This is a genomic window from Cytobacillus sp. FSL R5-0377 (assembly GCF_038004385.1).
Lineage (GTDB): Bacteria > Bacillota > Bacilli > Bacillales > Cytobacillaceae > Cytobacillus.
On the sequence record NZ_JBBORA010000001.1, the window covers coordinates 2,055,874 to 2,082,733 of the forward strand.

A 26,860-nucleotide genomic window follows, 5' to 3' on the forward strand; every position below is an offset into this window, starting at 1 on the left:
ACATTGCTGTATTGCTGTGTAATAATTTTAATAGTTAGAACCAGCGTTACTCTATTAATACCACCTCAAATCAAAATAAAAACTGGCAGACAGAAATATATATTCCTGTCTGCCAGTTTTCATTCTTCAAGATGATGCCTGCTGCGGCCGAGCAGCCCGGCTCCGCCTGCCATATAGGACAGTTACAGCCATGCCCAGAAGCAGGAATACACTTGAAATTTGAAATAATGCCGCCGTTTCTACAAACTGTGCTAGCACCCCAAACACAAGCCCGCTTAGCCCAATGCCAAGATCGATGGAGGAGAAGAACATTCCGTTTGCCACACCGCGCCTGTTGGATGGTGTCATTGATAACGTCCAGGACTGCAGAGTAGGAATCAATGAACCAAATCCAATTCCAAACAAAATTCCGCTAATGATAATAAACATATTCGAATGTGCGAAGGAAAGTACCCACATTCCAATAAAGGTCAGGAACGTACAAAGCAGTACAAGTCCCTTCGGACCGCGCTGGTCAAACCATTTTCCGGCAACCGGCCTCGAGAGCGATGCCATAATCGCATTGAACAGATAGAAAAGGAATATTTGATCAATGCCGCGCTCTTCCCCAAAAATAACGATGAACGTTACGATGGACCCGTATCCAAATGTAACAATGATCGTAATGAAGGCAGGAAACCAGCTGGATTTTTCAATTAAAGAGCCAAGGTAAGAGAATTTCAGATCTTCTTTCCTTGTGGTCAGAACAGCTTCAGGCGTCTCATAGCGGACAATGGCCAGGAGCACAATGGCAATCACCCCGAGTACGCTTGATATATAAATAAGATTGGTAAAAGAGGTAATCTGATATAGGTAGATTCCGAGACTTGGAGCAATGATCATCCCAATCGTAACACTCAGGCCATAGTAGCCCATACCCTCTCCAAGCCTGGAATTAGGCACTACATCTACAACTGCTGTCCCATTTACAGTAGTCGACCATCCCCAGGCAAGCCCATGAATGAATCGGAACAACAGAAAAATCATGACCACACTTGATAGCGGATAAATAATGGTTATTGCCAATAGCGCTGCTGCCCCGATCAGAACCAGCCGCTTTCTAGCTTTATATTCCAGCATAAACCCGATAAAAGGCCTGCTCAAAACGGCTCCAATTGAAAACAGTGCTGTCACCATGCCAATTTCAAGACCAGTTGCCCCAATGGACTTAATATATGGAGGCAATGTTGGAATCAGCATTTGGAACGACATAAAAACAAATAAATTCCCGATCATCAGCATAATAAAAGACTTCGTCCATAAAGTCTCTTTTGCTGCCTTTTCCACGCGCATCCCCCGCTTTCCATTTATCTTTTTTAAAGCTGTTTTCGTATATATTTTTATAGCTTAGACAAATTTGCTGAGTTGATTGGAGCGGAAATCAACTGATAGGTAAAACACAATTTATACGAAAAGAGCCTTTTTAAAAACCAGCTAACTATTTCGAATTACTAAATACTAACACAGCTGATTGGAAAAAGGAACGGAATTTTGCATCATATCAAGGCATGCATTTAAACTCAAAAAAAGAGAGCCTGATTAAGCTCCCCGCGTCACCCTTGAAGACTGCTTGTTTCCAGTACTCGCTTCAGAAATTGCAGTGTTCTTTCTATTATGATGTCCTGATCATTATCAAGCGTTGCCACATGATAGCTGTTTTCCATGGTGACTATTTCCTTAGCAGCAGATTTAATGCCTGTGTATATTTCCTGTGAATTGTAAGGAGGAACCACATGATCTTCTTTTGAGACAAAAATCAGCGCAGGACAAGTCACTTTATCTAAATCAGCTTTCACCTTTTTCATCAGTTCGGATATTTCACCAAGTGATTTAACCGGTGTCTTTTCATAGGCGAGTTCTTTTATTTCAGGATTTTTTATGTCTGAACCAATTGCATCCAAGAAACGGACATCCTCGAGGCTTGCTGCTGCCTCCATATCAGGAATCTCCACAGCTGCATTAATTGGGATGATCCCCTTAATCTCCGAATGGTTTTCGGCCATATACAATGTCAGGGTGCCGCCCATTGAGAGACCCGTAACGAATATCGTACTGCAGCGCTCTTTCAGCCACTGATAGCCTTCTTCAACCGAATGAATCCAGTCCTGATAGGTCGTTGTTTCCATTTCTTCATAATGAGTGCCGTGCCCCTTCAGCCGCGGACCGCAGACTGTAAACCCTGCATTGGCATAAGCTTCCCCAAGCGGGCGCATGCTTTGAGTTGAACCGGTAAAGCCATGAGAAACCAGAATTCCAATCTCATTTCCTTCAAAATAAAAAGGTTCTGCTCCTTCTAAAACCGGATATTTTACAGACATGTCCCTTCCTCCATTCAATAGAATACTTCCTGTTAAGAGACATTCTTTTCACATCCCTCTATCCCTCCTTGTTTGAAATTATTTAACATTTTTGTAAAACTTCGCATCCGGCCTTCAGAAAAACTTTTTTTCCAGACTGGTCTTGTTTATAATAGAAAGAATGAATAAAGAGTAATGCCCTATAGATGATAGCAAGCACTGCTAAGGGAAGTTTCGCTTTATTTTCCTTCCCGATATTATTAAAATAAGTACTAACTACATAAACAGAAAGGCTGATACCGGTTTGGAAAACAATTCAAATTTTATACGAACCATTATTAAAGAGGATCTGGAGTCGGGCAAGCGCAAAGAGGTCATTACACGTTTCCCGCCTGAGCCGAACGGTTATCTTCATATCGGACATGCCAAATCGATTGTCATCAATTTCGGCCTGGCAGACGACTTTAACGGCAAGACGAATCTTCGTTTTGACGACACGAACCCGCTTAAGGAAGATCAGGAATTTGTGGATGCCATTAAAGAAGATGTTAAATGGCTTGGCTACGAGTGGGAAGAGCTTCACTTTGCTTCGAATTACTTCGAGGAAATGTACAAACGTGCCGTTCTTTTAATCAAGAAAGGAAAGGCTTATGTGGATGACTTAAGCCAGGAGGAAATCCGCCAATACCGCGGAACACTGACAGAGCCTGGAAAAGAAAGTCCATTCCGCAGCCGTTCAGTTGAAGAGAATCTTGATTTGTTTGAACGTATGCGGAAGGGTGAATTCGAAAACGGAGCAAAAGTTCTTAGAGCGAAGATTGACATGTCTTCACCGAATGTAAACTTGCGCGATCCGGTTATCTACCGTGTTTCACATGCAACTCACCATAATACAGGTGATACATGGTGCATCTACCCGATGTATGCTTTTGCCCACCCCCTTGAGGATGCAATCGAAGGAGTTACCCATTCCTTGTGCACCACTGAATTTGCTGACCAGCGCCCGCTTTATAACTGGGTTGTCTCAGAGTGTGAAATGGAAAGCACACCACAGCAAATCGAGTTTGGCCGCCTGAATATTACTAATACAGTAATGAGCAAAAGAAAATTGAAGCAGCTTGTAGAAGAAAATTATGTTGATGGCTGGGATGACCCGCGCATGCCGACGATTTCCGGTTTGAGACGCAAGGGTTATACTCCGGAAGCAATCCGTGAGTTTGTAAAAGAAACGGGTGTTTCAAAGGGCTCAGGTGCAGTGGATGAAGCGATGCTTGAGCATTTTGTACGCGAGGACCTGAAAATGAAGGCTCCGCGCACAATGGGGGTACTTCGCCCGTTAAAGGTTGTCATTACGAACTACCCGGAAGATCAGACTGAAATGCTTGATGCTGAAATCAATCCGGAGAATCCGGAAATGGGCATGCGCCAAATTCCATTCTCAAGAGAGATTTATGTAGAACAGGACGACTTCATGGAAGATCCGCCGAAAAAATATTTCCGCCTCTTCCCTGGCAATGAAGTCCGTTTAAAGCATGCTTACTTCATCAAGTGCAACGATGTCATCAAGGATGAGAATGGCAATGTTGTAGAGCTTCATTGCACATATGACCCTGAAACAAAGAGCGGAACAGGTTTTACAGGCCGTAAAGTGAAGGGAACACTTCACTGGGTGGATGCCAAGAGTGCCATTCCCGCTGAATTCCGTTTATACGAGCCTTTGATTCTTGACGAAGATGCCGATCGTAACGCTGAGGCAGACACAGATGATGCTCTTGAAAATGATCCCGAAGGAAAAACGTTCCTAGACTATGTGAACCCGAACTCACTTGAAATTGTTCATGGTTACATCGAGCCAAATATGAAGGATGTAAAAGCCCATGATAAGTTCCAATTCTTCCGCCATGGCTATTTCAATGCAGATCCTAAATATACAACAGCAGAAAAGCCTGTCTTTAACCGGATTGTTTCACTAAAGAGCTCATTTAAATTAAAATAGGCAATACGCCTGAGGGCTTTGTTTCCTCAGGCTTTTTTAACCGTTAACTGCCTTTCCGCTGAAAAGTATGGTAAGGTTCTAAAGTAAGCATTTACATAAGGAGGAATAGCATAATGTCAAATCAGCACGACCCCAATACATTACCGCCGAAAACATGTTCAGTAGACCGCATGGTTACAGTTAAAGAGGACGTTGAAAAGGTTCTTGCAGGAAAGAAAACAGCTACACGCCGCAACGGCCGCTATGCTGATGTTGGTGAAATCATGACACTTGAGGGACAGGATTTTGTTGTTGAAAAAGTGTATTCACAGTCTCTAGGAGAATTAACTGACGCAGATGCCCGCCAGGAAGGCTTCGAAAATTTAGAAGACTATAAGCATTCTATCCTTTCCATGCATCCGGGAATGCCTTGGCTTCCGCAAATGCGTGTATGGGTTCATGAATTCAGCGCAGTGAAGAAGTAATCTGCTGTAATGGACATATTGTACCGAATACTGCTGTATATCCATGTCAGCAGTGCCATTCTTTCTGTTGGCCCATTTTTTGTTCTGATCCCAATCGTCAATAAATTGGAAACAGCTCATCCCGGGGTCCAGCAGGCATATATCGGCATCTTCAGGACATCCGTCCGCCTTGTCAAGCATGCAGGACATGTACTGGTAGGCTCGGGTATCCTTCTAATCGTGAACAGCCACTGGGCTTGGACGACATCTTGGATCGTCGCTACCCTGGCAGTCATGGGAGGCTCAGTCTTTTTTCTCGCCCGGGCCTTCACTCCCGTCCTGAGGAAATTTGATGAGCCGGGAGCGGATCAGCTTTTCCTAATCAGAAAGCTAACCCGCTCCGTCTGGATCTATCTTTTTCTGTTAATGCTCATGCTTTGGTTCATGGTAGCCAAGCCTGTGCTTTGGTAGGAATAAAAAAACAAGCGCATATGATATGCGCTTGTTTTTTTTGCATGGATAAATCTATATTTTTGCTGTTTGATGCATTTGATTTTACTTTTGCTGGAGATGTGGTGTCTACCAGGGACTTTGATGCAGCATCTTTTCTCTTTTGATGAAGACGTGGCGTCTTTAATGGTGTTAAATGACCTCAGTTTGGATAATAAGAATCATCATATCCAACAAACTCATCATTCCAAAAACCTCCCCGGAAAATCGGTCATTATCACTTCGACTCCAGCCTTATATAAAATTCCGCTGCGTGTTTCATCATTTACAGTATATACCCGCAGTGGATATCCTGCATCTATTGCTTTCCTTCCAATTTCGGATAGAGCAAACCTCTCTTCACAATGAATACTGTCTGCACCAATTTTTTTGGCGATTTCGAGTGTATTTTCAGGAATGCCTTCTATCAGATACCCAGTCTGGATTGTTGCATGAAGTTCCCGGACTCTCCTCAGGCTCTCCGCATTGAAGGATGAGATAATAACACGCTGTTCCAATCCATATTTAAGAATAAGGTCAATTCCCATTTTTTCCATCCCGGTATAGTCAATCAAATCATTTTTCAATTCAATATTAATCAGCAGTTCGTTGCCCTTCATTACTGCCCATTGCAAAAGCTTCTCCAGATCAGGGATTAATTCTCCGGCGTTCACATCCGCAAACCAGCTTCCTGCATCAAGCTTCAGGATTTCTTCAAAGGTCATATCCTTAATATATCCGGTTCCGCACGTCGTTCTGTCCACCTTTTCGTCATGAATAATCACGAGCGTACCGTCTTTCGCCATCTGCACATCCAATTCAATGCCATCTGCTCCAGCATCCAATGCTGCCTGAAAAGCAGCCATCGTGTTTTCCGGAAAATGCCCGCTGACACCTCGATGGGCAAATATTTTTGCTCTATAACTCAACTCATCTCCTCCAATGCCAATACATACTCATTAATATTCTATTCTACGGCCGGCATCAAAACCATTTTTCCAACCTCAAATAGACGCTCAAGTTTCACTTCGCTTTCAATTGCCTTATAATGAAAACTATGAAACTTCTTTCTTCTTAGAACGTATAAAAAGAAAAGTGGAAGCGCTTGAGCTGGACAGTTCTCAAAGTACAAAGGTATAAATTCTAATTATTAAAAAGGTAATAGGAGTGAAATCTGTGGGAGTTCGATTGAGCAAGGGACAAAAAGTAGATTTGACCAAAACCAATCCTGGATTGCAGGTTGTAATGGCAGGATTGGGCTGGGATGTCAGCCATAATCAATCTCAATATGACCTGGATGCTTCAGCATTCTTAACAGGCGCATCCGGCAAAGTACAAAGTGACAGTGACTTTGTGTTTTATAATAACCCTTCCGGCGGAAACGGATCAATTCTATACAGCAGTGATAACAGAACGGGAGCTGGTGCCGGGGATGATGAGCAAATCCGCATCGAGTTGAATAAGGTGCCGCAGCATATCCATCGAATTGCGTTTACCATTACCATTCATGATGCCCAGATGAAAGGACAGAATTTCGGGCAAGTTTCAAATGCCTATGTAAGAATTTTTAATGCCCTGACAAACGAGGAACTGCTGCGCTTCGATCTTGGCCGTGATTTTACTGTTGAAACAGCCATCGTTGCTGCAGAGCTTTATCGGCACAATGGCGAGTGGAAATTCAATGCCATTGCAAGCGGGTTTCAGGGAGGATTAGCTGCCCTATGCCGCAATTTCGGTGTTTCTGTAGATGATGAGCCCGCTCCAAGTCAGCAGCCGTCAGTCGGTCAAAGTCAATTTCAGCAGCAGGCAACTTACGGACAGCCGTCTAATGGATTCAGCCCACAGCAAAGCCAGCAGACTTACTCAGGCTACAGCAGCAGTCAGTCGTCTTTTGGGCAGCCTGTTAGTCAGACTACATATAGCCCTCCTCCATCCCAGCCACCTGCTATGGGAGGCCAAACTGATTTTGGACAGCCAGTACAGGCTCAATCCTATACTGATGGTAATATGGCTTGTACCCGCTGCGGATCCACTAACATCCGTACCGGCCAAAAGGGATTTGGACTTGGAAAAGCAGCGATCGGAGGACTCATCCTTGGCCCTGTAGGACTTCTTGGCGGATTTATTGGTAAAAATCAACTGAAGCTTACCTGTAATTCCTGCGGCAACTCATGGTCACCTAATCAGACGGATTATGCACAGTGGGCCAATGATCAAAAGCGCCGTGCACAGGAGCTGTTTACTCGATTCAAGAGCCAGGATGTCCTCGACGCCGTTGTTGCCTCATGCGCTCTTGTCGGCATGGCAGATGGAAGGCTTGATCCGTCTGAACGCCAAAAGATGATTGAGTTTGTGAACAGCAGCCAGGAATTAAAAGTATTTGATACCCAAAAAGTGATACAGCAATTCAATATGTTTGTCCAGCGGATTGAGATGGATCCAATCATCGGCCGGGCCGAAGCCTTCAAAGCAGTTGGACGGGTAAGAAATAAGCCAGAGATCGCCCGCCTCGTCGCCCGTTATTGTATCGCGATCGGTTATGCCGATGGGAACTTTGATCAAAATGAAAAACAGGCTGTAACTGAAATCTGCATGGAACTTGGGTTAAACCCGCATGAATTCCTATCATAATTTTCAAAGCTCTGCCATAATGCGGCAGAGCTTTTTTCATTTATTCCCTCCACCTCCTGAATATGCCGCATACAAAGTTCACATGCGGGTATACTCAAAAAGATAAGGGGTCTGTTATTTATAACTCAACAAGGAGGTAATATTTTGAAGGAAAGTTCATCAACTGAACGCTATATGCCCATGACATCCTCCACGAGCGGAATGATTGTAAACGAAGCAGATGGAGTTTTCTGCCTGACAGTTCAGATTGTTAATGTTTGTTTTGTACGAATATCAGAAAAGCCCGGCGACTGGGTTCTGGTTGACGCAGGCATGCCAAAATCTGCAGAGAAAATCATAGATGCAGCAGAAGAACTTTTTGGAGAGAACGCCAGACCGAAAGCCATTATTCTTACACATGGCCACTTTGACCATGTTGGCGCAATTATTGATTTGGTAGAGCGCTGGCAGGTTCCTGTCTATGCTCATACACTGGAAATGCCATTTTTGACAGGTCAGCAGGACTATCCCAAACCTGACGCGAGTGTTGAAGGAGGACTTGTCGCAAAGATGTCCCCCACTTTCCCGCATGAAGGCATCGATCTCGGAACTCATGTTCAGGCCTATCCTGAGGATGGAAGTGTTCCCCAAATGGAAGGCTGGAAATGGATCCACACACCAGGTCATACTCCAGGCCACGTTTCCTTGTTCAGGGAATCGGATCGTGTGCTGATTGCAGGTGATGCTTTCGTAACAGTAAAGCAGGAATCCTTATACAGTGTCCTAACCCAGGAACAGGAAATCAGCGGCCCGCCCCGCTATCTGACGACAGATTGGGATGCGGCCAGGGCATCCGTACAGAAACTTGAAGCCCTTCAGCCGTCTGTCGCCATAACAGGTCACGGTATTCCCATGGCTGCCGCCGTATTAAGGGAGAGCCTCACCAGACTTGTAAATGAGTTTGATGAAATTGCCGTTCCAGACCACGGGAAATATGTGGACGGGGAACGCTAAATGTCTTTTGACAGCAGGTCCACTCTCTTGAAAATAAAAGGAATTGCCGTTTGAACGGCAATTCCTTTTCTATTTTTCATTTTCATAGGGGCCACTGGATTAATATTTAATGTCGAATGCCTAACTATGCCATTCGCTGCGACTGCATAGTGCCTTCTATCGGTGGTCCTATTTTTGCTGATTAGTTCCGTTTACAGCGACTTTTCCTCTCTTGAGTGGCTCTATTCCTACCCATTAGTTCCATCCCCGACAGCTCTCCCTCTCCAAGTGGCTCTAAACCCTGCTATTAGCAAGCAAGGTTCGCGCAAACCTCGTGGATCTTCCTTTTTTATGTTTAAAACAATCAAAAAAAGGAAGAGTATAAAAAAACGAATTTATATAGTTCAGGAGGTTCATATATGCATCTTGAAAATTTCGCAGGAAAAAAGATTCAAATAAAATTCAAGAACTTTCCAAATGATCTCGTCGGTTCCATTACAGGCATTTTTCAGCCCGATGAGTGGTACCTTGTTAAACTGATCAAAACAGAAAGCATGGGAATCTGGGTCGAGAACCCTTGCTTCAAACGGACAATGGTGCAAGATGAAGACGGCACCAACATTCCGGAAGAACAGCAAAAGGAAGAAGATTGCGTCACCCATTTTCTGATCCGCTGGGATTACATCAGCTCTGTCATTACTTTCCCGGACAGGGCCACGCTGGGTGTTGATAAAAAAGCCAAATTAATAGGTTTTCAGCCCACTTAATAGATAGAATTCCCCGGTGTCATTACACCCGGGGTTTTTTGTCTGCTTTACATTTGCCTTCTTCTATATGATTGTCCATGTCTTTACATTTTAATAGAAAAGTTAATCTTTATAGACTATGATATATTTACCGACTTTTCAAAAAATAAAACGGAGGCACACAAATGACAAAAAGAACCTGTATCATTACACGAGACTTGGAACCCGCTCAGCTTGAAAAAATAAAAGAAACCATTCCCGATTGGGAGTTCATTTCCGGCAAGGATTCCGCAAACTGGCAAAAGGAAATAAAAAAGGCCGAAGTTATCGCCGGATGGAAAAAGGAACTTAAAGAGATGGTCCTCGAGGGAAACAGCAAGCTCCGCTGGTTCCAGTCCTGGAGTGCTGGTGTCGACTCCCTCCCTCTTGCAGATATGGAATCACAGGGAATCCAGATTACCAGTGCAAATGGCGTGCATGCCAATCCTATTTCAGAAACGATTTTTGCTTTGATGCTGGGGCTTACCCGCAAAATCCATACATATGTAAAAAATCAGCAAGCTAAAATATGGCACCATTCCGGATTAAAGCTTGAAATACATAATAAAACCCTCGGCCTGATAGGCACAGGAGCCATCGGAAAAGAAACAGCCAAAATTGCCAAAGCATTCGGCATGAAGGTGATTGGAGTCCGCCATTCCGGAAAACCTGAAGAGTATATTGATGAAATGTATACATCCGGACAGCTCAACGATGTGCTTCCGCAATGTGATTATGTTGTCATTTCCCTTCCGCTTACACAGGAAACACGGCAGCTATTTGGAGCGGATCAGTTTGCCCTCATGAAGGATTCTGCCTTCTTAATCAATATTGGCCGGGGGGAAATTGTGAATGAAAGAGATTTGATCGGCGCACTGCAGAACGGCGAGATTGCCGGCGCAGGCCTTGATGTGTTTGAAAAAGAACCGCTTTCTGAAGACAACCCTTTATGGGAGCTTGATAATGTTATCGTTACTCCCCATACAGCCGGATCAACGGAACATTATAACAAGCGTGTGATTGAAGATATATTTATTCCCAATTTAAAAGAGTATATAGCCAGCGGGATACCAGACATTAATCGTGTTGATTATAAAAAGGGATATTAATAGAGAGAGCCTTGCGGATGCAAGGCTCATTTTTTATAAGCTACAATATAGAACCCTTCTTCTTTCGACCATTCCGCACAGAATATTTCTTTGATATTTTGGTAGCCTTCAGTTTTAATGGACTCTCTCAGCCACTCCCCATCTTTGCCCAGTAATGTCAAGCCGTCCTCCACTACCTCTCCTTCATCGATCAGCAAGGTTGAGGGATTCTTTTCATTCACATCAAGTTTCATCATTTCAGGAGTGACTGGCCCTTCTGTTTGGTATTTCATTACGCTTAAGCCTCCATTGGTTTCAAGATAAGCATATTTGACATCCTTCATGCTGAAAATTCCTTTCTGGCGCAGCATCGTCCTCAGCTGCTCCATTTCAAGGTGGTTTTTCTCCATCTCTCTTAAATCCAGATTGCCATCCTTGACCAGGATCGACTCCCTGCCCTTTAAAATCCTTCTGAATATATTCTTCTTTTTTGCCATAATTTCAATGATATAAATAAATCCTCCCCATAAAAGTGCCGAATAGATAACTTGAAGTGCAGTTACTTTTTCATCATAAATCGCTTCCTCAATAATCCCTCCAAGAACAACTGCATAAATAAAATCGAACGGGGTTACCTGTGAAAGCTCCTTCTTTCCAAGAATCCGGGTTACCGCTAACAACGTAACCAGCCCCACAGCCATTTTTATTGTTATTGATAAATACATCCATTCTCCTCCTCTCTCTATAGCCTCTCTATTCCCTTTAACGGTCTTTGAATACACCTTTTCCCCTATTCCACTTTTTGCAAAAAAAAGAGATCTCTATTTCAAGAGATCTCTTTACATATACTGGCTATTCTCTTTTCTCCGCTTCCTGAAAATTAAATCCTCCAATGCTCCTGAGCCTGAAAGGACACCTCCCACAATAAGAACCAGTCCAAGCAAGTGGTTCATGGTGATAATCTCACCAAGGATCAGCGCTGAGCCTGCCAGTGAGAAAAAAGTATTCAGATTCAAAAAAATACTGGCTTCTGCCGGCCCGATATTACGGATGGCTGTGTTATAAACCATATGGCCGACAGCTGTTGCCAATACGGCAGATGCGGCAAATGCAGCCCAAACATAGGCTGGGGCTTCTAATAAACCCTGAAGGCCGCCAGGTTCCACAATATTTGCCATGACAAACAGGATCACTCCTCCAAAAACCAGCATATAGCCTGTCAGCAATCGCGGATCAAGCGTTTTCGAAGCTTTGCTGATTACAATGAAGCTAAGAGCCTGTGAAAGAATGGACAGGAACACAAAGAAATCACCCGGAGTTAAGCTCGATATCCCTTTATTTCCGGAAAGAACAATAAAAGTCACGCCCGTACCGCCCAGCAGAAAACCAAGCACCTGAATGCCTGTAGGCTTATGGCGCAGCAGAATGGAAGACAGTATAGCTGTTAAAAGAGGACCCGCACCTAATATAAGCCCTCCGTTTACCGCACTTGTCCCCGTCAGGCCTATAGCCAATAAAAGATGGTGGCTGACCACACTCAGGAGGCCGCCAAAAATAATGTACGAGATTTCCCTTAAGCTCGGCTTCCTCACTTTTCCCATTATGCCTAATATTAAAAACACAGTTATGCCTGCAGTTAATATCCGTAGAGACGTAATCGAAACGGGAGGAAAATAGCTGACAAGAATCTTTATTATGCTGACATTTAATCCCCACAAAGCCATGATGGAGGTGAGGAGAATGTATGTTTTTATGTTCTTCACACCGATCCTTCTTTCCAAAAAATCCAAATTCATAATTTGTATCATTTTATCATATTTCAAATGGTAATATGTCTATTTAAAGCTTTAAAAAGTAAAAGTATACGGGAATGAAAAACGCACTTCTGGACAAAATAAACTCAGAGATGATAGAAAGATAAATAAAAAAGAAGGCTGCTCCATGCAAGCCTTCTTTAATTCTACTTCATTAAATCATGGTCCACATACCGCTCGCCGTTCAATTCACTGATTACGTTAATCGCAACTTTTGCACCGTCTCCGGCTGTAATGATTGTATGGACACTGACTCCTGCAATCGTTCCGGCTGCCCAAATGCCATTAACATTCGTCTTTCCGTCCGCATCAACATCCAGAACCGTTTTAATGCGGGGCTCAGTCCCTGCCTTTGTTTTCAAACCGGCTTTTTCGGCTAAACCAAGAGATACGCCAGCCGCTATGATCACGTGACTAGCTGAAAATGATTTTTCTCCTGCTGTAACTGTAAAACCGCTTTCAGTTTTTTCAATGGTTTCTACAGTTCCTTCTTCGAACTCTGCCCCAAACTTTGCAGCTTGCTTTTTGCCTGTTTCAATCAGATCCGGGCCAGTGATTTCCATAACGCCATAATGATTTTCAACCCATGCCCGTTTAGTCATGCTTTTATCATTATCCACAACCACTACCTTCTTGCCCGATTTGGCGGCAAATAGCGCAGCACTTGCACCAGCAGGACCTGCACCCACAATTAAAATATCAAACATCCATATTTCCTCCTTTGCACATTATTTAATTCTAGTTTATCCAGACTGATAAAAATTGTAAAATAATGTGATTGGAGGGAAATTACCCTAGTTAATCCTCATCTTTAATATCCAGGTCTTCCGGTATCGGCTCATTTAAAATTTCCTCCACCAGCTCCCTGTATTTTTCCACCTGCTTTAGATGGGCATTAAACTGTTCCTTGTAAACTAAATACTGTTCTCCGTCATAAATGGCGCGTATTTTCTTTTGCTGAATCAGGCTTTCTATATATGACTCAGGGTATGATAAATATTCTGCTGTTTCTTTAATGGTCAGATACATGCTTGTCCTTCCCTTTCTTTTTCCTTATAATATGATTTTACTAATTTCCTAGAAGACTCTGCTAAAATCATATAGAATAGAAGCTGTAAATAATGTGTATATTCAACCTGTATTTTCTTTTATTATACGCGAAAATTACTAATTTGACTGAATTACAGCTTTTTTCAGCCAAATAGAACAGGAGAAATATAAGCTAATGAATAAAAAAAAGTTATTGGGCTTATATATGATAATCAGCCTTATTTGGGTATTCGGAACTAATTACCTTTTGCATATGCTTGAACCTTCTTCTCTTGTCAATTTTCTATTCAGAGCGAAAGAATTTCTGTACATCACTGCTACAGGATGTCTGCTCTATTATTTTATAGGAAAACGAGATGAGCTTAGCGCCTCAAGAGAAGACGAAAAGAGGCTTTCCACTTTAATCAATTCCATGGTGGACTTTGTTAATTTTAAAGACGGTCAAGGCCGCTGGATTGAATCTAATGAATTTGGACTTAAGTTATTCAATCTCGAAAATGTTGATTATAAAGGCAAGAAGGATTCAGAACTTGCCGAGTACACTGATTTTTATGCTGATGCACTTCGCTACTGTGAAAAATCAGATGAAGAAACCTGGATAAACGGTAAGATTACCCGCATTGAAGAAGTTATTCCTTTGCCTGATGGAACAGAAAAAACGTTCGATACCATCAAAGTTCCACTTTTCCATGCCGACGGAAGCCGAAAGGGACTGGTCATTATCGGCCGGGACATTACAGAAAGAAAACATGTGGAAAAGCTTCTGGCCGAAAGCCAGCAGCAGTATAAATCCTTGTTTGAATATAATACCGAGATTGTCTTTATGACAGACCTTCAAGGCACCATCACAAAAGTAAATCCCCAATTTAAAGCCGTGACAGGATACAGCCCTGATGAAACACTGGGCAAAAGTATAGGTGAAATCATACCTGTCCCTTATAAAATAAAAGCCTTAAAAAATTTTACAGCCATCCTTGAGGATAAACAGCCAAAGATCTGTGAGTTTGATTTCACTCATAAAAACGGCAGCAAACTTACTATTCAATGCACGGCTTTACCGCTTATTGTGAACGGTCAGATTGCCGGGATTATCGGCTATGGGAAAGATGTGACCAAGCTCCGTCAGGCTGAAGAAAGACTGCGCCGCACTGAAAAGCTTTCAGTGGTTGGCGAGCTTTCTGCAAGTGTTGCACACGAGATCAGAAATCCTCTGACATCTTTAAAAGGCTTTGTGCAGCTTATGCAGCTGGAGGATGAAAAGCATCAGTTCTATTATCAGATCATGCAGGAGGAACTGGACCGAATCAACCATATTGTCGGCGAGCTGCTGCTCCTTGCCAAGCCTCAGGATATTTGCTTTACAAAAGCAGATGTTCAAAAAATCCTGTTCAATGTCATTTCGCTTTTAAAAACAGAAGCCACCATGCACAATGTCCAGATTGAATTTCTGTTAAAATCGAATGTTTATATGATTGAATGTGAACCAAATCAGCTTAAGCAGCTTTTTATTAATATCATTAAAAATGCCATCGAGGCATCTAAAGAAGGCGGCAAGGTAACCGTTACACTGCTGGAGGAAGACCAACAGCTGACTATCCTCGTTAAGGATAATGGCTGCGGCATGTCGGAAGATCGCCTAAATAGAATCGGCGAACCTTTTTATTCATCAAAGGAGAAGGGTACTGGTCTTGGACTTACCGTCAGTTTCAAGATAGTCCAATCCCATAATGGTTCCATTCATTTCAACAGCGAAAAAGGAAAAGGAACAGAAGCTGTCATCAAGCTCCCTGTAAAAAAACAAACACCTTCCACTGAAACTGGATTAACCGTTTAAGCAGCAAAAGAGCGATATTCAATCAAACGTTTGATTGAACATCGCTCTTCTTTTAATTCCCCTTAATCTCCAGCAGTTTCAGCCTCAAGTCATTTTCCATATTGGCCAGGTCGTGTTCTGCCTGCCGGCGTTTATTCCTGCCTTCTTCCTGGATTCTCAAGGTTTCTTCAAGAGTAGAAATCAGGTTCTCCTGTGTTTTCTTTAATGTTTCGATATCAACAAGGCCCCGCTCATTTTCGCGTGCCGTTTCAATTGTATTCACTTTCAGCATTTCCGCATTTTTCAATAGAAGATCATTGGTGGTTTTGGAGACCTTCTTCTGGGCTTCGACTGCATGGCGCTGGCGAAGAAGCGTCAAGGCAATAGCCACCTGGTTTTTCCAGAGCGGGATGGCAGTCATAATGGAAGACTGGATCTTTTCAACCAATGCCTGATTGGTATTCTGTATCAGGCGGATCTGCGGCGCACTTTGAATCGTGATTTCACGGCTCAGCTTCAAGTCATAAAGACGTTTATCCAGGCGATCGGCAAACTGGATCATATCGTTTACTTCCTGGAACTTCATTTGGTCATTTGACTCTTCCGCCCTCTTCTTCAGCTCGGGAATCGTCTTTTCATGCAGTTCCTCGAGCTTCAGTTCACCTGCCGCAATATAAACATTTAAGGCATGAAAATACTCTTTATTATTTTCGTAAAGCTTATCTAACATGACAATGTCGGAAAGAAGTGCATTCTTGCTTCTTTCCAATTTCACACTGATGCGGTCGATTTGAGCTCCTGTTTTCTGGTATTTGGACAAGACCTCCTGAACAGTACCGGAAATCTTTCCGAACATACGAGCAAAAAAGGAGGCTTTCTCAGGCTTCAGCTCATCCGGATTCACATCGCTGAATTTTTTCATCAGGTCATTAATGATCGTTCCCACTTCACCAACATCCTTTTTCTGAACATGCTCGAGCATGGTATGGGAGAACGATAACAGCTTTGATTGAGCTGGTGTTCCGTATGAGATCATCGCCTGGTGATTGGCCGGATCGATTTGCTTTGCAAGCTGATAGGCTTTTTCACGGTTTTCTTCCGGAATCACATCAATCAGTCTTGTCCGCTTTTCCGAATTCAGCGGCGATGAAACAGGCTGCTGATTTTCCCCAAAGGGATCTGCCAGCAAGTCATCCATTAAATCAGTGCTTTTTAACAGGGATGGTTTTTCTTCGTTCATTTTAATCTCCTGCTTTCATCATGAATTCTTGATTCTTTTATCTTTTCAATCGAATTCCTGGCAACATCAATCTCAAGATGAAGCTGATCAATATCTTCTGCTATTACCCGGTGAAGATCTTCCTCTATATGATGGGTAAGTTCGTCAAGAGTACGTCTCGTCTCCTGAAGGGACTGATCCAGTTCACGCGATTTTCTTGGCTGGGAAGACAGAAACACATACTTTTCCGCCAGCTCCACAGCCGAATCCAAATGGGAAAAATAAAACTGCTCCGCTTGATAAAACCGTTTCGGCTCACTTCTGGTCAGTCTGTAAATTCTCCTCGTCACCCTCATGAACTCCATGCGCTGCTTAAGCGTCGGGAGGTGCCGTATGGAGAACATCGCTTTATGCAGACGGGTTAATTTACGGCGTGCCTCATCAAGATTTCTCTTTATATATTGGTATTCCCTTTTCTTCAATCCATGCTTTTTCAAAAAGCGGCGGCGCTGAATCAATCCTCCCGCCCAATAAGTGAGCAGGCCGGCTCCAGCCCCATAAACCCCCGACAGAATAAATGTTTGCCCGAAAGCAAAGTAACTGGCCAGCCACACACTGACAGATAATGGAATTGATGTCAGCAGGCGAAAAGCAAATGCTAAAAAGGAATTCATATTTATCGACTCCTACTCATAGTCCTACTTATTAATACGTAATTCATAAACCTAAAGTTTCATCCACAGACATCTTTCAGCAAAAAAGGCATATATCCTTAAATCTATTAAAACACTTTTAAAAAACTTCTCAAGTTATACAATATAAAATAACACGCTTACCCGCCATAGACCACAAAAGTAATCCTTCCTAAGACCTGAGACGTATATTCTGTAAAAAAAGCACCTGCGGAAATTTCCGCAGGTGCTTTTTGGTTATTTAACCGCCAGTGCACGCTTGCCCATGGCATTATAAATCTTAATGAACTTCTCTTTTGGCATTTTGTCATCTTTTTTAACAGCTTCACTGTCATTGAAATAAACATAATTCGCATCCACACCGGTTACAACAATACAGTGCAGAGGCCTCGGGGCACTGATCGTTTTGCCGGCAGGCGTTTTCCAGGTTCTATTCGCAGGCATTTCATGGCTGATGGTAAACCAGGCCAGTACAGGGCTGCCCTCTGAAACAGCCTTTTCAATTTCTGAGAAATCTTTTCCGGTCAGATTCACACCACCTGGACGATACTGGTCAAGCAGCTTTTTCAGCGGCCCCGGGTTTATCGTATGCCCGTTGCCAAAAGGAGTTCCAACAAACCCGACATCAGGATCCCCCCAGGTTTTAATTGATCCGTCTGCATTTCTTACAAGCTTAGTTGAGTCATAGGGCATCTTATTTGCAAGTGTCGTTTTACTGACATTGACCCCATAAAATTTCAGTGCCATCGCAAGTGATGTTACTTCACATCCGCTTGGCAGTTCCGGCCGCTGGGCAATGAGCGGCACATTGATCTTGGACAAGCGGGCATCACTGGCTGTCACAAAATCACCGCTTACATAACCCGTGCTGCCATTGTAGGAAATTTTATACCAGCCATTGCTTTCCTTATGTCTAACATTCAATATAGATCCGTTCTTTAAAGACCCTATTCTCCCGTAATTGGTACCCGGGCCTTTCCGGACATTTAATGAGGTGGCATTCACACGGTAAAGCTTTTCATTTGTTTTAATATATTGGGCGCTGACGTAGCCAGTTTTGCCATTGTAGTTAATTTTGTACCAGCCGCTTGCAAGACGTTCAATTACCTGAATACTGCTGCCTTGAGCCAGGCTCCCAACTCGGCTGTAATTTGTCCCTGGACCGGAGCGGACATTCAGACTTGTTGCATCCACTGTGTAAGAATAGGAAGCTGCTTCTGCCACTGCCTCGTTTGAGAAGCTTGGAATTGACGGTGACAATACTCCTCCTGCCAAAATAGCTGCTGCAACAGTCCCTTTTAATATAGCTCTGTTTCCATATGAACCTTTTAAAATTGCCATACACTTTCCTCCATATCCCTTATTTTATCTGTCGAATTTTGCGGACTACTCTAAAAATAAAGATTCGCAAACTTCAAGTCTACATCTTTGGGACTGGAAAAATTTTATTGAATCTATTGAATCAGTTTGAATCTGCTTATTTACCGAAGTCAGTATATTTGGCATCTGTAAATCTTCCCCTATGAAAATGTTTAACTATAAAAAGCAAAGGGAATAATCTCTTGTACCAATTGACACCTTGGAGGAAGCATAATGAATAAGCACTATTTTTATATAGTTATTTTATTAATAGGATCGATTGCATTTCCTTCGTCAGGATATGCAGAGAATCCGATTGGGAAGGAAAACAAGGTTGTGATGATTTCTTTTGATGGAATGAGAAATGATCTGACAAAAGAGTATGTAAAGGACGGCAAACTTCCTCATATTAGGTCTCTTATGGAGAACGGAGTGGCAGCCAAGGGCTCAAAAACTGTAACCCCCTCGCTGACAGCACCCTCTCATGCGGCAATTGCTTCAGGTGCTGCTCCTTCAGAAACCGGCATGGTGAGCAATAAATGGCAGGATCCCAACAAGGAATTGGCCAATGGAGAAAGCGCATTTCATCAGCCGCTAGATAAAAGCCCTCTTTGGGCTGAAGCCAAAAAAAATGGGAAAACAACAGCCACTGTGCTGTTTCCCGGGTCAAATCCTGATGCAGGCGGACAGGCGGATTATGCAGTTTACTATGGCGAAACCTGGGCAGACAGCTCTCAGGACAAGCTTCAGTTCAAAAAAACAGAAAGCTGGAAGCACACTGAGGACAGTTTTAGTCCTATGAAGGAAGCTATAGTGAAGCTGCCATTGAAAGAAACAAAAAATAAAGTGATTTATATATTAGCTTTAGACACTTCGGATGATGGAAAAACCAACTATAACCGCTTTATTTTTTCAGAAAACCGTTCGGGAGACTCCGATGATATCATTGTCAATGCCAATGAATGGGGGTCAATTCCTGTTGAAGCTGATGGTGAGTCTGCAGGATTCTGGTTCAAGCTGAAGACTGATGCCAGTCTTGAGAACGCAAGTATTTACAGGACTGCAGTTACGTCAGCCCTCATTAAAGGTCCAGAAGGATTTGAAAAGGACCTGATATCGGAATTCGGCTTCTTTCCCGTCCAGGATGATACAAAGGCTTTTGAAAAAGAGTGGATTACACGTGAAGAGTACGAAGAAATCAGTTCGCGTTTTGTCCGCTGGGCAACGGACGTGTCACTTTATATTAAAGAAAAATACCAGCCAGATCTGCTGATGTTTTACACACCTCAGATTGATCATGAATCACATCATTTTCTGCTGACAGATCCGCGGCAGCCCGGGTATTCAGAGGAAAATTCACAAATACATTCAAAATACATTGAATGGGCCTATAAGCTTGCAGATAAGGTTGTGGGGCAAACGATGGAAAGCCTTGGCGAGGAAGACCATCTTTTTGTGGTATCCGACCACGGCATGGAGCCCGTCCACACCATTCTGGCTCCAAACACTCTTTTGAAAGAAGCAGGTCTATTAAAGATTGATAAAAAAGGCAGAGTCGATGAGGAGAACTCCAAGGCAATGGCTGTAGCCAGCGGATCTGCTGCCCAAATTTATCTGAATGAAAAACTCAGTAAAAAAGAGAAGAAAAAAGCTGCTGGCCAAATAGAGAAGCTCTTTAGCGAATATAAAACCAAACCCGAATTTAAGACAAAAATCCTCAAGGGCTATTTAAGTGAAGCCGGTGATTACCTCACCGAGGGAAATTTCAGCACTTTTAATCAAACAGCACAGAAAATTTCCAATTACCTTTTTAGGAAAGAAGAAAAGCCTTATCTGATTGCCTATAGGTATAAAGCTGAGAATAAGCACCCTAATCAGGGAGACATATTGCTGCTAGGATCGAGGGGTTATATGATGGGCAGCAGCCTAACAAGCCCCCATATGCCGACAATCGAACTCGGCAGCCATGGCGGCAACCCTGAGCGGAAGGAACTAAAGGCTGTGTTCTTTGCACAAGGTCCTTCTATTAAAAAGGGCAGCCCAATCGGCTCAATTACCACACTGGATATTGCCCCGACCGTTTATAAACTGCTGGACATCCCGGCACCTGACTTTTTAGAGGGCAAAGTTTTAAAGGATGCTTTGAAATAAAAACAAGGCCTTGCTATGTGCAGCAAGGTCTTGTTTCATTTTTGAATCTATGGGTTTGACCATTTATTTCAGAATCGATCTAAACCTAAATCAAAGGGGCAGTTCCCAAGTCTCTCCGACTAAATCTTTCCCGAAACTATGATGTTTTTCCTCATGGACAAGTTTAAAGCCCTTTTTCTGATAAATATGGCGGGCTTCTTTAAGAACACTATTTGTCCATAAGACAAGTTTTTTATAGCCAACCCTTCTGGAAAATTTAATACATTCTTCTACTAATTGCGACCCTATACCAAATCCTCTGGCCTTTGGATCTACAAATAATAAGCGAAGTTTAGCCGTATCTTCACTTCCTTCAACAACAAAGACAGAGCCGACAATTTCACCATTCATTTCGGCTATCCAGCATCGTTCCCGCTTAGGATTAAAGTTATTGATAAAATCCGCTGCTATTTGTGATACCAGCGCCTCAAAACTCTCATCCCACCCATATTCCTGAGAATACAGGATGCCATGTTTATGAACAATCCAACCCATATCACCAGGTTCATGCTGTCTAAGGAAATAGGGACCGGAAAATTTAAGATTTCCATTTTTACTGAGCAATCCTTCAACTGTTCTCATAGCGTTCACTAATTGCTGCCGTTCACTTTCTGACAGTTCTTGAAGAAGTTCGGCTATTTCCTTGTATGATCTCTCATTAATCAAAGAAAACGCCTTTTCCCCTTCCGGAGTAAGTATCAGGATACGCTGTCTGGCATCTGCGGCAGAACGCTCTTTTTGCACAAAACCTTTCTCTTCAAATCGGGCTAATATGCGGCTTAAATACCCTGCATCCAAACCAAGATCACGAGTTAAATTGGAAGCTGCAGGATTATCATTATTAGCAATCTCAAATAGTATCCTTGCTTCAGTCAGAGTAAAAGGGCTATGTAATAATCCCTCGTGTAAAGCTCCTATTTGTCTTGTAATAAAACGATTAAAATGCCGAACAATATTGACTTCTTCTTCAAATGAAAAGTTTGACAACATAGTCACCCCTGAGAATTTATTTGCTTTTATCAAAAATTATATTTTTATTAGTTGACTTAGTCAAATAAATTCCCAAAATCATAGATGAGATTTTAAACAAAAACGTCCCTACTATTAAGTAGAGACGGTTAGCTAATAATTTGTCCTCAGGATGATCTGCTTGCACTGTCGGCCAAATTGATATTAAGCCGTTTAATTATCTTTTAACCTGACCATACACTTCACATCTTTATCATTAAAATACCATTCGACGCAATAGCCATTAGGATCAATGTCAGAATATGAAATAAGTGTCTCAAAAGCTGTTCCTATACTATGTGGATTCGTTTTAAAATCCAAAATGGTAATGGTCCTGTAGTTGCCTCTTTTAATAATGAATGATTCACATTCTTTATTTTCTTCACCATCTTTTTCTAATTTTTCGGCAGCTGCTTTGTACAGAATCATACCTTTTTCCGGCCTTGATAAACCAAAGTACCTTCTTTCTTTTGAAAAAGGAATCATTTTATGAAGTTCCTGGTGAGCCTCCAAAACTCCATTTGGAAATGACTTAGCAGTTACACAATATATGTTAATGTCTTTTTCAATATAAAGTGTTTCCATTCTGTGTATTCTACCTCCTTTAACATAAGTGTATTAGGAAAGCACAAGCCTAGTCCCCAATCTCCCAAGCTGGATTCCAGACGACTTCCCACAAATGACCATCAGGATCCTGGAAATATCCAGAATATCCTCCCCAAAAGGTATCATGTGGCGGAACTGTAATCACCGCACCAGCTCCCCTTGCTTGTTCCATTACACTGTCGACCTCTTCCCTACTCCCTACATTGTGGCCAATCGTAAATTCAGTTGGACTTTTCGGTGTCTGTTTTATGCTTGTGTCATGTGCGATATCTTTCCGTTTCCATATCGCAAGTCTTAACCCGGATTGCAAATCAAAGAATGCAACAGCACCATGCTCAAATTCTTGTCCTATGATTCCTTCTGTCGGAAGCCCAAGTCCATCCTGGTAAAATTTCAAGGACCTCTCCAAGTCATCTACACCGAGGGTTATTACTGATATTCTTGGTTTCATAATTAAAATCAGCCTCCTCAATCCACACTTTAATAGCCATAAAAAGCATCTTTTTTAATATTTTTTTTTGAGATACTATTATTTTGTAAGTAACCAGAGAGTGTATCCGCCATTGACTTTGGCCCTGCAATCAGATATTGAGCATTGTTCTGATAAAGGTTAAGCAGCTTATCTATCTCCTCCTGCAAGTTATCCCTAGAGTCAAGATAAGCGGTACTTATTGAGGCTTTGTTAGCATCAAGTTCAGCTTTAAAAATATAAGATTTTTCACTATCCATATAGAGGAGGTGCATTGGCTCCTTATTGCTATGACCTTCTGCCTCAATTTGTTTTATGATGGATCGAAACGGTGTGATTCCGATTCCTCCAGCAATAAGGACAGCAGGCCGATCATCGTTTACATTAAATGACCCTAAGGGGCCAGACATACCAATCGTCATTCCCTGTTTTAGCTCTAACATTGCCTTCTTAAAATCACTTGGGTTATCTTTTATTTTCATTGTCAATTTTACAGCCTTCTCACTTGGAGCAGCTGATATTGTAAATGGTTTAGTAGGATTTTTGACTTTTTTATGAGTAATACTAAACAACCCATGCTGCCCTGCTTTCCATGTTAAATCTTTTTCTTTTTCAAATACAAAGGTATATACATCTTCAGATTCTTTACAGCTTTCTATAAATACTAATTTTCTTTTTTTAAATACTGCAATCATATCTTGAAAAAAACTCATCTCAATATCTCCTCTTAGCCCTCATATATTTTCTAAGAGCCGCAATATATTTTCTATTTCCTCCAGAAAGTTGTACAGTCTGCCTTGTCTTTCATATTAAAATCAATCATTTTCTCAAGCAGTGTGTAGTCTACCGGACTTTTCCAAGGGATACGTATGATCTCCTTTGTGTAACCATAGCCGGCATTTACAATGTCATCCTCTACATGAGCAATCGTTACACTTTCAGGAGCGACAGCTAAATGCTTTTTAGATAGGCTAAAGCCAATAATATATGTGCCATGATCTGTAAACATTGGCTGATTCCATTTAATTTCTTTATGTAATTTTGGATATTTATCTGTTAACCAAGTAAATACTTCTTCCGTTCTTTCTCTGTGGAAAGGGTCATCAATCCCAGCTAAAAATTCAGCAAAAACCTCCAAGCTATTCCCTCCTAAAATGAAAAGTTTCGTCTTATATTTCCTCTAACATTTTTTTAAGCACTTCAACCTTATATGTCCAGCCATACTTCGCACCATTGAACGCTTGAACATCTTCACTTTCAAACCCAGTCTGCTTAAGATGTACGTAAGTTGTTCCATCCTCTTCTTTCAATGTCCATGTGACTATCGTGTTCACTGGCCCGCCTACCCATGTGTAAGATAGCTTATTAGGCTTGTCCACTACCAATACTTCACTATCAACAATTAAATCTATATCCTTATTTCGAAACTGGCATTTATATCCTACAATTGGCCTGAAGTTATTTTCCATTACCCATTGCGCCAGGGTATCCGAATGCGTTAAAGCATCCCAAACCTTATTGATGGGGCTCTTAAATTCAAAGTCTAATGATATATCCGGCATTTTCTAATCCTCCAATAAATTCTTAAGTAATATCGCTCTTTCATTCCAAAAACTTTCATAAAAGGATAACCAGTCTTTCACTTCCTGCAAGGGAGCTGGATTTAGCCGGTACTTTGTTTCTCGGCCTATCTTACGGTTGCTAACTAAATCTGCTTCTTTAAGGATAGCCAAATGTTTAGATACAGCAGTCCGGCCCATTTGAAAATGAGCAGTCAGTTCGTGAAGAGGCAGTTCTTCAGCACCAGCCAGCAAATGTATTAATGTACGTCTTGTTGGATCTGCAATAGCCGCAAAAACATCATGCTTTTGGTAAGCAGTGTTCAAAATCCTCCCCCCTCTTAAATATAAATGACACTATTTGGTGTCCTAAATTATATGACACCAAATAATGTCCAGTCAACAGTTAAATGTATGATTGAACTTACACTTATCAAGCTCTTTTTCCTGTTTATCTATTCAATATAAAAGGCTCTTTTCTAAAAGATTGTTGTTTTGGTTTATGAATTCTGTCCATTGATTGCAGCGAAGGGATGCTCTAGTGTTCTGCGGGGCCTCGCCTGTCCGCTACTCCCGCAGGACATTGTAAATGTTTCCTTGAGTACACACCGCACGAAGAAAATGCGTATGCATTTTCGAGGATCTCGCACCTTCCGCTGCAATCAACTCAATAAATCTAATATAAATAGCAGCAACCTTTGACAAAACAGCCAACGAAAAAAGACTGAACCCGTATGGATTCAGCCTGAAATAGTATTTGATAAAACTCATTTGATACATAAATGACATCCCGCTGCTCATCCCGAAAACTGGAAGGAGTAAATATTTGTTTTACCCTTTCCATTCCAATCCCGCGACCGCTTCACAATGCATTGTCTGAGGGAACATGTCTACAGGCTGCACTTCGATGGTTTTATATCCGCCTTCCTCCAAAATACGCAGATCACGTGCCAATGTTCCCGGATTGCAGGATACATAGACGACTTTCTTTGGCTTCATGCTTAAAATGGTTTGTAAAAGTGCTTCATCACAGCCTTTTCGCGGCGGGTCAACGACCAGTACATCTGCAGTGTTCCCCTTTTTATACCATTCTGGAATTACTTCCTCTGCTTTCCCGACTGCAAACGAAGCATTTGTCATCCGGTTCAGATTTGCATTCCTTTTTGCATCCTCAATGGCTTCCGGCACGATTTCCACACCGAATACCTCTTTTGCTTTCTGTGCCAGGAAAAGAGAGATGGTACCGATTCCGCAGTACGCATCAATAACCTTTTCTTCACCGCTCAAATCCGCATATTCCAGTGCTTTCTCATACAATACTTTCGTTTGCTCCGGGTTCACCTGATAAAAGGAACGGGCGGAAATTGCAAATTGAATATCCCCGATAAAGTCATAGATTACTTCATCGCCCCATAGGATTCGTGTGACATCTCCCATGATCACATTTGTCTTCCGTGAATTCACGTTATGGACAATAGATTTAACACCTTCAATGCTTGATGCAATCTCGTCCACAATTTTTTGCTTATGCGGAAGCTCGTTCGTCCTTGTAACAAGAACAATCATTACTTCGCCTGTCACAAGCCCATAGCGCACCATCACGTGGCGGAGCTCACCTTTATGCCTGCCTTCATCATAAGCACGGACACCATAGCGGCCGCATATTTCCTTTACCTTCTGAACAACCTCATCATTTTTTTCCTGCTGGATAAGGCATTCCTTCATATCAATGATCTGGTGGGAGCGCTGCTGGTAAAATCCGCCGATCAGGCCGCCCTCCTGCTCACCAATCGGCACCTGCGCTTTATTTCTGTAGCGCCAAGGATCTTTCATGCCGAGAACCGGATGTACCTTGACACCTTCAAGCTTTCCGATTCTTTCCAGCACATCTCTAACCTGCTTTTCCTTAGCGAGAAGCTGGCCTTCATAGCTCAGGTGCTGCAGCTGACATCCGCCGCACTCTTTATAAATCGGACATGGCGCTTCTACCCGGTATGGGCTGCTTTCATAGGTCTCAATCAAGCGCCCAAATCCATATCCCTTATTCACCTTTATTACTTTGACTTTTGCTCTCTCACCCGGAAGGGCATCCGGCACGAATAGCGGGTAGCCGTCAACCTTTGCCACTCCTGCCCCTTCATGGGTCAAATCCTCAAATGTCACATCTATATAATCATTTTTTTGCACAGGTAATGTTCTGCTCATCATATTCTTCCTTTTCAGCTTAATTCCGTGACCTATTTTGACTAGACAGATTGTATCACAAAACAGGGGTAAATACGAAATGGATATCTATTAGACATAAGACCTGTATATCCTGCAGCATGCCAAATTTGCAGAT

General features: G+C 42.3%; 27 protein-coding genes. 9 read left to right on the forward strand and 18 right to left on the reverse strand.

What is annotated here, in order from left to right:
* Positions 1-126: 126 nt before the first annotated feature.
* Together NSQ49_RS10575 and NSQ49_RS10580 are read right to left on the reverse strand one after the other, a co-directional pair.
* The gene (locus NSQ49_RS10575) at positions 127-1,332 is read right to left on the reverse strand and encodes an MFS transporter (RefSeq protein ID WP_251284321.1); all 1,206 of its coding nucleotides are present in this window, start codon (positions 1,330-1,332) and stop codon (positions 127-129) included.
* Positions 1,333-1,592: 260 nt separating this feature from the next.
* Positions 1,593-2,357, reverse strand: a complete 765-nt coding sequence (locus NSQ49_RS10580) for an alpha/beta hydrolase (protein ID WP_159869070.1) — start codon at positions 2,355-2,357, stop codon at positions 1,593-1,595.
* Positions 2,358-2,640: 283 nt separating this feature from the next.
* On the opposite strand from NSQ49_RS10580, the gene NSQ49_RS10585 reads away from it, so the two are divergent.
* The 3 genes from NSQ49_RS10585 to NSQ49_RS10595 all read left to right on the forward strand — a co-directional run bounded on the left by NSQ49_RS10585 (position 2,641) and on the right by NSQ49_RS10595 (position 5,246).
* On the forward strand, positions 2,641-4,332 hold the full coding sequence (locus tag NSQ49_RS10585; protein WP_251284322.1) for a glutamine--tRNA ligase/YqeY domain fusion protein: 1,692 nt from the start codon (positions 2,641-2,643) through the stop codon (positions 4,330-4,332).
* A gap of 113 nt (positions 4,333-4,445) precedes the next feature.
* On the forward strand, positions 4,446-4,796 hold the full coding sequence (locus NSQ49_RS10590) for an ASCH domain-containing protein (protein WP_159869075.1): 351 nt from the start codon (positions 4,446-4,448) through the stop codon (positions 4,794-4,796).
* Positions 4,797-4,805: 9 nt separating this feature from the next.
* Entirely contained in the window at positions 4,806-5,246 is a 441-nt protein-coding gene (locus NSQ49_RS10595; RefSeq protein WP_159869078.1) for a hypothetical protein, read from the forward strand.
* 221 nt (positions 5,247-5,467) lie between these two features.
* Here NSQ49_RS10595 and NSQ49_RS10600 read toward each other — a convergent pair whose 3' ends face one another.
* Positions 5,468-6,193, reverse strand: coding sequence for a glycerophosphodiester phosphodiesterase (locus NSQ49_RS10600; RefSeq protein WP_251284323.1), 726 nt, complete (start codon positions 6,191-6,193; stop codon positions 5,468-5,470).
* Between the two features lie 247 nt (positions 6,194-6,440).
* Between NSQ49_RS10600 and NSQ49_RS10605 the strand changes: the two genes are divergently transcribed.
* The 4 genes from NSQ49_RS10605 to NSQ49_RS10620 all read left to right on the forward strand — a co-directional run bounded on the left by NSQ49_RS10605 (position 6,441) and on the right by NSQ49_RS10620 (position 10,761).
* Positions 6,441-7,895 (forward strand): TerD family protein, encoded by a 1,455-nt coding sequence (locus tag NSQ49_RS10605; RefSeq protein WP_251284324.1) that lies wholly within the window; start codon positions 6,441-6,443, stop codon positions 7,893-7,895.
* Between the two features lie 174 nt (positions 7,896-8,069).
* Positions 8,070-8,888 (forward strand): MBL fold metallo-hydrolase, encoded by an 819-nt coding sequence (locus NSQ49_RS10610; RefSeq protein ID WP_251284345.1) that lies wholly within the window; start codon positions 8,070-8,072, stop codon positions 8,886-8,888.
* A 398-nt stretch (positions 8,889-9,286) separates the two neighbouring features.
* On the forward strand, positions 9,287-9,634 hold the full coding sequence (locus tag NSQ49_RS10615) for a hypothetical protein (protein ID WP_159870572.1): 348 nt from the start codon (positions 9,287-9,289) through the stop codon (positions 9,632-9,634).
* Positions 9,635-9,798: 164 nt separating this feature from the next.
* The gene (locus NSQ49_RS10620; RefSeq protein ID WP_251284325.1) at positions 9,799-10,761 is read left to right on the forward strand and encodes a D-2-hydroxyacid dehydrogenase; all 963 of its coding nucleotides are present in this window, start codon (positions 9,799-9,801) and stop codon (positions 10,759-10,761) included.
* 26 nt (positions 10,762-10,787) lie between these two features.
* Here the strand turns inward: NSQ49_RS10620 and NSQ49_RS10625 are convergent, their stop codons facing one another.
* The 4 genes from NSQ49_RS10625 to NSQ49_RS10640 all read right to left on the reverse strand — a co-directional run bounded on the left by NSQ49_RS10625 (position 10,788) and on the right by NSQ49_RS10640 (position 13,583).
* Positions 10,788-11,465 carry a DUF421 domain-containing protein gene (locus tag NSQ49_RS10625; RefSeq protein ID WP_159870578.1) on the reverse strand — a complete coding sequence of 226 codons (678 nt, stop codon included), beginning with the start codon at positions 11,463-11,465 and terminating at the stop codon, positions 10,788-10,790.
* Positions 11,466-11,579: 114 nt separating this feature from the next.
* Positions 11,580-12,548, reverse strand: coding sequence for a DMT family transporter (locus NSQ49_RS10630; RefSeq protein ID WP_251284326.1), 969 nt, complete (start codon positions 12,546-12,548; stop codon positions 11,580-11,582).
* Between the two features lie 152 nt (positions 12,549-12,700).
* Positions 12,701-13,261 (reverse strand): FAD-dependent oxidoreductase, encoded by a 561-nt coding sequence (locus NSQ49_RS10635; protein ID WP_159870611.1) that lies wholly within the window; start codon positions 13,259-13,261, stop codon positions 12,701-12,703.
* Positions 13,262-13,352: 91 nt separating this feature from the next.
* Positions 13,353-13,583: an excisionase family DNA-binding protein gene (locus tag NSQ49_RS10640; protein ID WP_159870632.1), complete on the reverse strand. Its 231-nt coding sequence runs from the start codon at positions 13,581-13,583 to the stop codon at positions 13,353-13,355.
* A 196-nt stretch (positions 13,584-13,779) separates the two neighbouring features.
* Between NSQ49_RS10640 and NSQ49_RS10645 the strand changes: the two genes are divergently transcribed.
* Positions 13,780-15,438: a PAS domain-containing sensor histidine kinase gene (locus tag NSQ49_RS10645; protein ID WP_251284327.1), complete on the forward strand. Its 1,659-nt coding sequence runs from the start codon at positions 13,780-13,782 to the stop codon at positions 15,436-15,438.
* A 52-nt stretch (positions 15,439-15,490) separates the two neighbouring features.
* Here the strand turns inward: NSQ49_RS10645 and NSQ49_RS10650 are convergent, their stop codons facing one another.
* The 3 genes from NSQ49_RS10650 to NSQ49_RS10660 all read right to left on the reverse strand — a co-directional run bounded on the left by NSQ49_RS10650 (position 15,491) and on the right by NSQ49_RS10660 (position 18,669).
* Positions 15,491-16,657, reverse strand: a complete 1,167-nt coding sequence (locus NSQ49_RS10650; RefSeq protein ID WP_159870638.1) for a toxic anion resistance protein — start codon at positions 16,655-16,657, stop codon at positions 15,491-15,493.
* Positions 16,654-17,310, reverse strand: coding sequence for a 5-bromo-4-chloroindolyl phosphate hydrolysis family protein (locus NSQ49_RS10655; protein ID WP_159870641.1), 657 nt, complete (start codon positions 17,308-17,310; stop codon positions 16,654-16,656). Before NSQ49_RS10655 ends, NSQ49_RS10650 begins: the two co-directional genes overlap by 4 nt.
* A 255-nt stretch (positions 17,311-17,565) precedes the next feature.
* On the reverse strand, positions 17,566-18,669 hold the full coding sequence (locus NSQ49_RS10660) for an SH3 domain-containing protein (protein ID WP_251284328.1): 1,104 nt from the start codon (positions 18,667-18,669) through the stop codon (positions 17,566-17,568).
* A gap of 252 nt (positions 18,670-18,921) precedes the next feature.
* Between NSQ49_RS10660 and NSQ49_RS10665 the strand changes: the two genes are divergently transcribed.
* A complete protein-coding gene (locus tag NSQ49_RS10665; protein WP_159870647.1) occupies positions 18,922-20,838 on the forward strand; it encodes an alkaline phosphatase family protein in 1,917 nt (638 codons plus the stop codon).
* A gap of 90 nt (positions 20,839-20,928) precedes the next feature.
* Here the strand turns inward: NSQ49_RS10665 and NSQ49_RS10670 are convergent, their stop codons facing one another.
* The 8 genes from NSQ49_RS10670 to rlmD all read right to left on the reverse strand — a co-directional run bounded on the left by NSQ49_RS10670 (position 20,929) and on the right by rlmD (position 26,724).
* The gene (locus NSQ49_RS10670) at positions 20,929-21,867 is read right to left on the reverse strand and encodes a bifunctional helix-turn-helix transcriptional regulator/GNAT family N-acetyltransferase (protein ID WP_159870650.1); all 939 of its coding nucleotides are present in this window, start codon (positions 21,865-21,867) and stop codon (positions 20,929-20,931) included.
* Between the two features lie 192 nt (positions 21,868-22,059).
* Complete coding sequence (locus NSQ49_RS10675) at positions 22,060-22,470, reverse strand: transcriptional regulator (RefSeq protein ID WP_159870653.1); 411 nt, start codon at positions 22,468-22,470, stop codon at positions 22,060-22,062.
* A gap of 49 nt (positions 22,471-22,519) precedes the next feature.
* Positions 22,520-22,942: a VOC family protein gene (locus NSQ49_RS10680; RefSeq protein WP_159870656.1), complete on the reverse strand. Its 423-nt coding sequence runs from the start codon at positions 22,940-22,942 to the stop codon at positions 22,520-22,522.
* 29 nt (positions 22,943-22,971) lie between these two features.
* Positions 22,972-23,673, reverse strand: coding sequence for an FAD-dependent oxidoreductase (locus tag NSQ49_RS10685; RefSeq protein WP_159870659.1), 702 nt, complete (start codon positions 23,671-23,673; stop codon positions 22,972-22,974).
* 53 nt (positions 23,674-23,726) lie between these two features.
* Positions 23,727-24,098, reverse strand: a complete 372-nt coding sequence (locus NSQ49_RS10690; protein ID WP_159870662.1) for an iron chaperone — start codon at positions 24,096-24,098, stop codon at positions 23,727-23,729.
* Between the two features lie 31 nt (positions 24,099-24,129).
* Positions 24,130-24,522, reverse strand: coding sequence for an SRPBCC family protein (locus NSQ49_RS10695; protein ID WP_159870665.1), 393 nt, complete (start codon positions 24,520-24,522; stop codon positions 24,130-24,132).
* Between the two features lie 3 nt (positions 24,523-24,525).
* A complete protein-coding gene (locus tag NSQ49_RS10700; RefSeq protein WP_159870668.1) occupies positions 24,526-24,846 on the reverse strand; it encodes an ArsR/SmtB family transcription factor in 321 nt (106 codons plus the stop codon).
* 504 nt (positions 24,847-25,350) lie between these two features.
* Positions 25,351-26,724, reverse strand: coding sequence for a 23S rRNA (uracil(1939)-C(5))-methyltransferase RlmD (gene rlmD, locus NSQ49_RS10705; RefSeq protein ID WP_159870671.1), 1,374 nt, complete (start codon positions 26,722-26,724; stop codon positions 25,351-25,353).
* Positions 26,725-26,860: the final 136 nt, after the last annotated feature.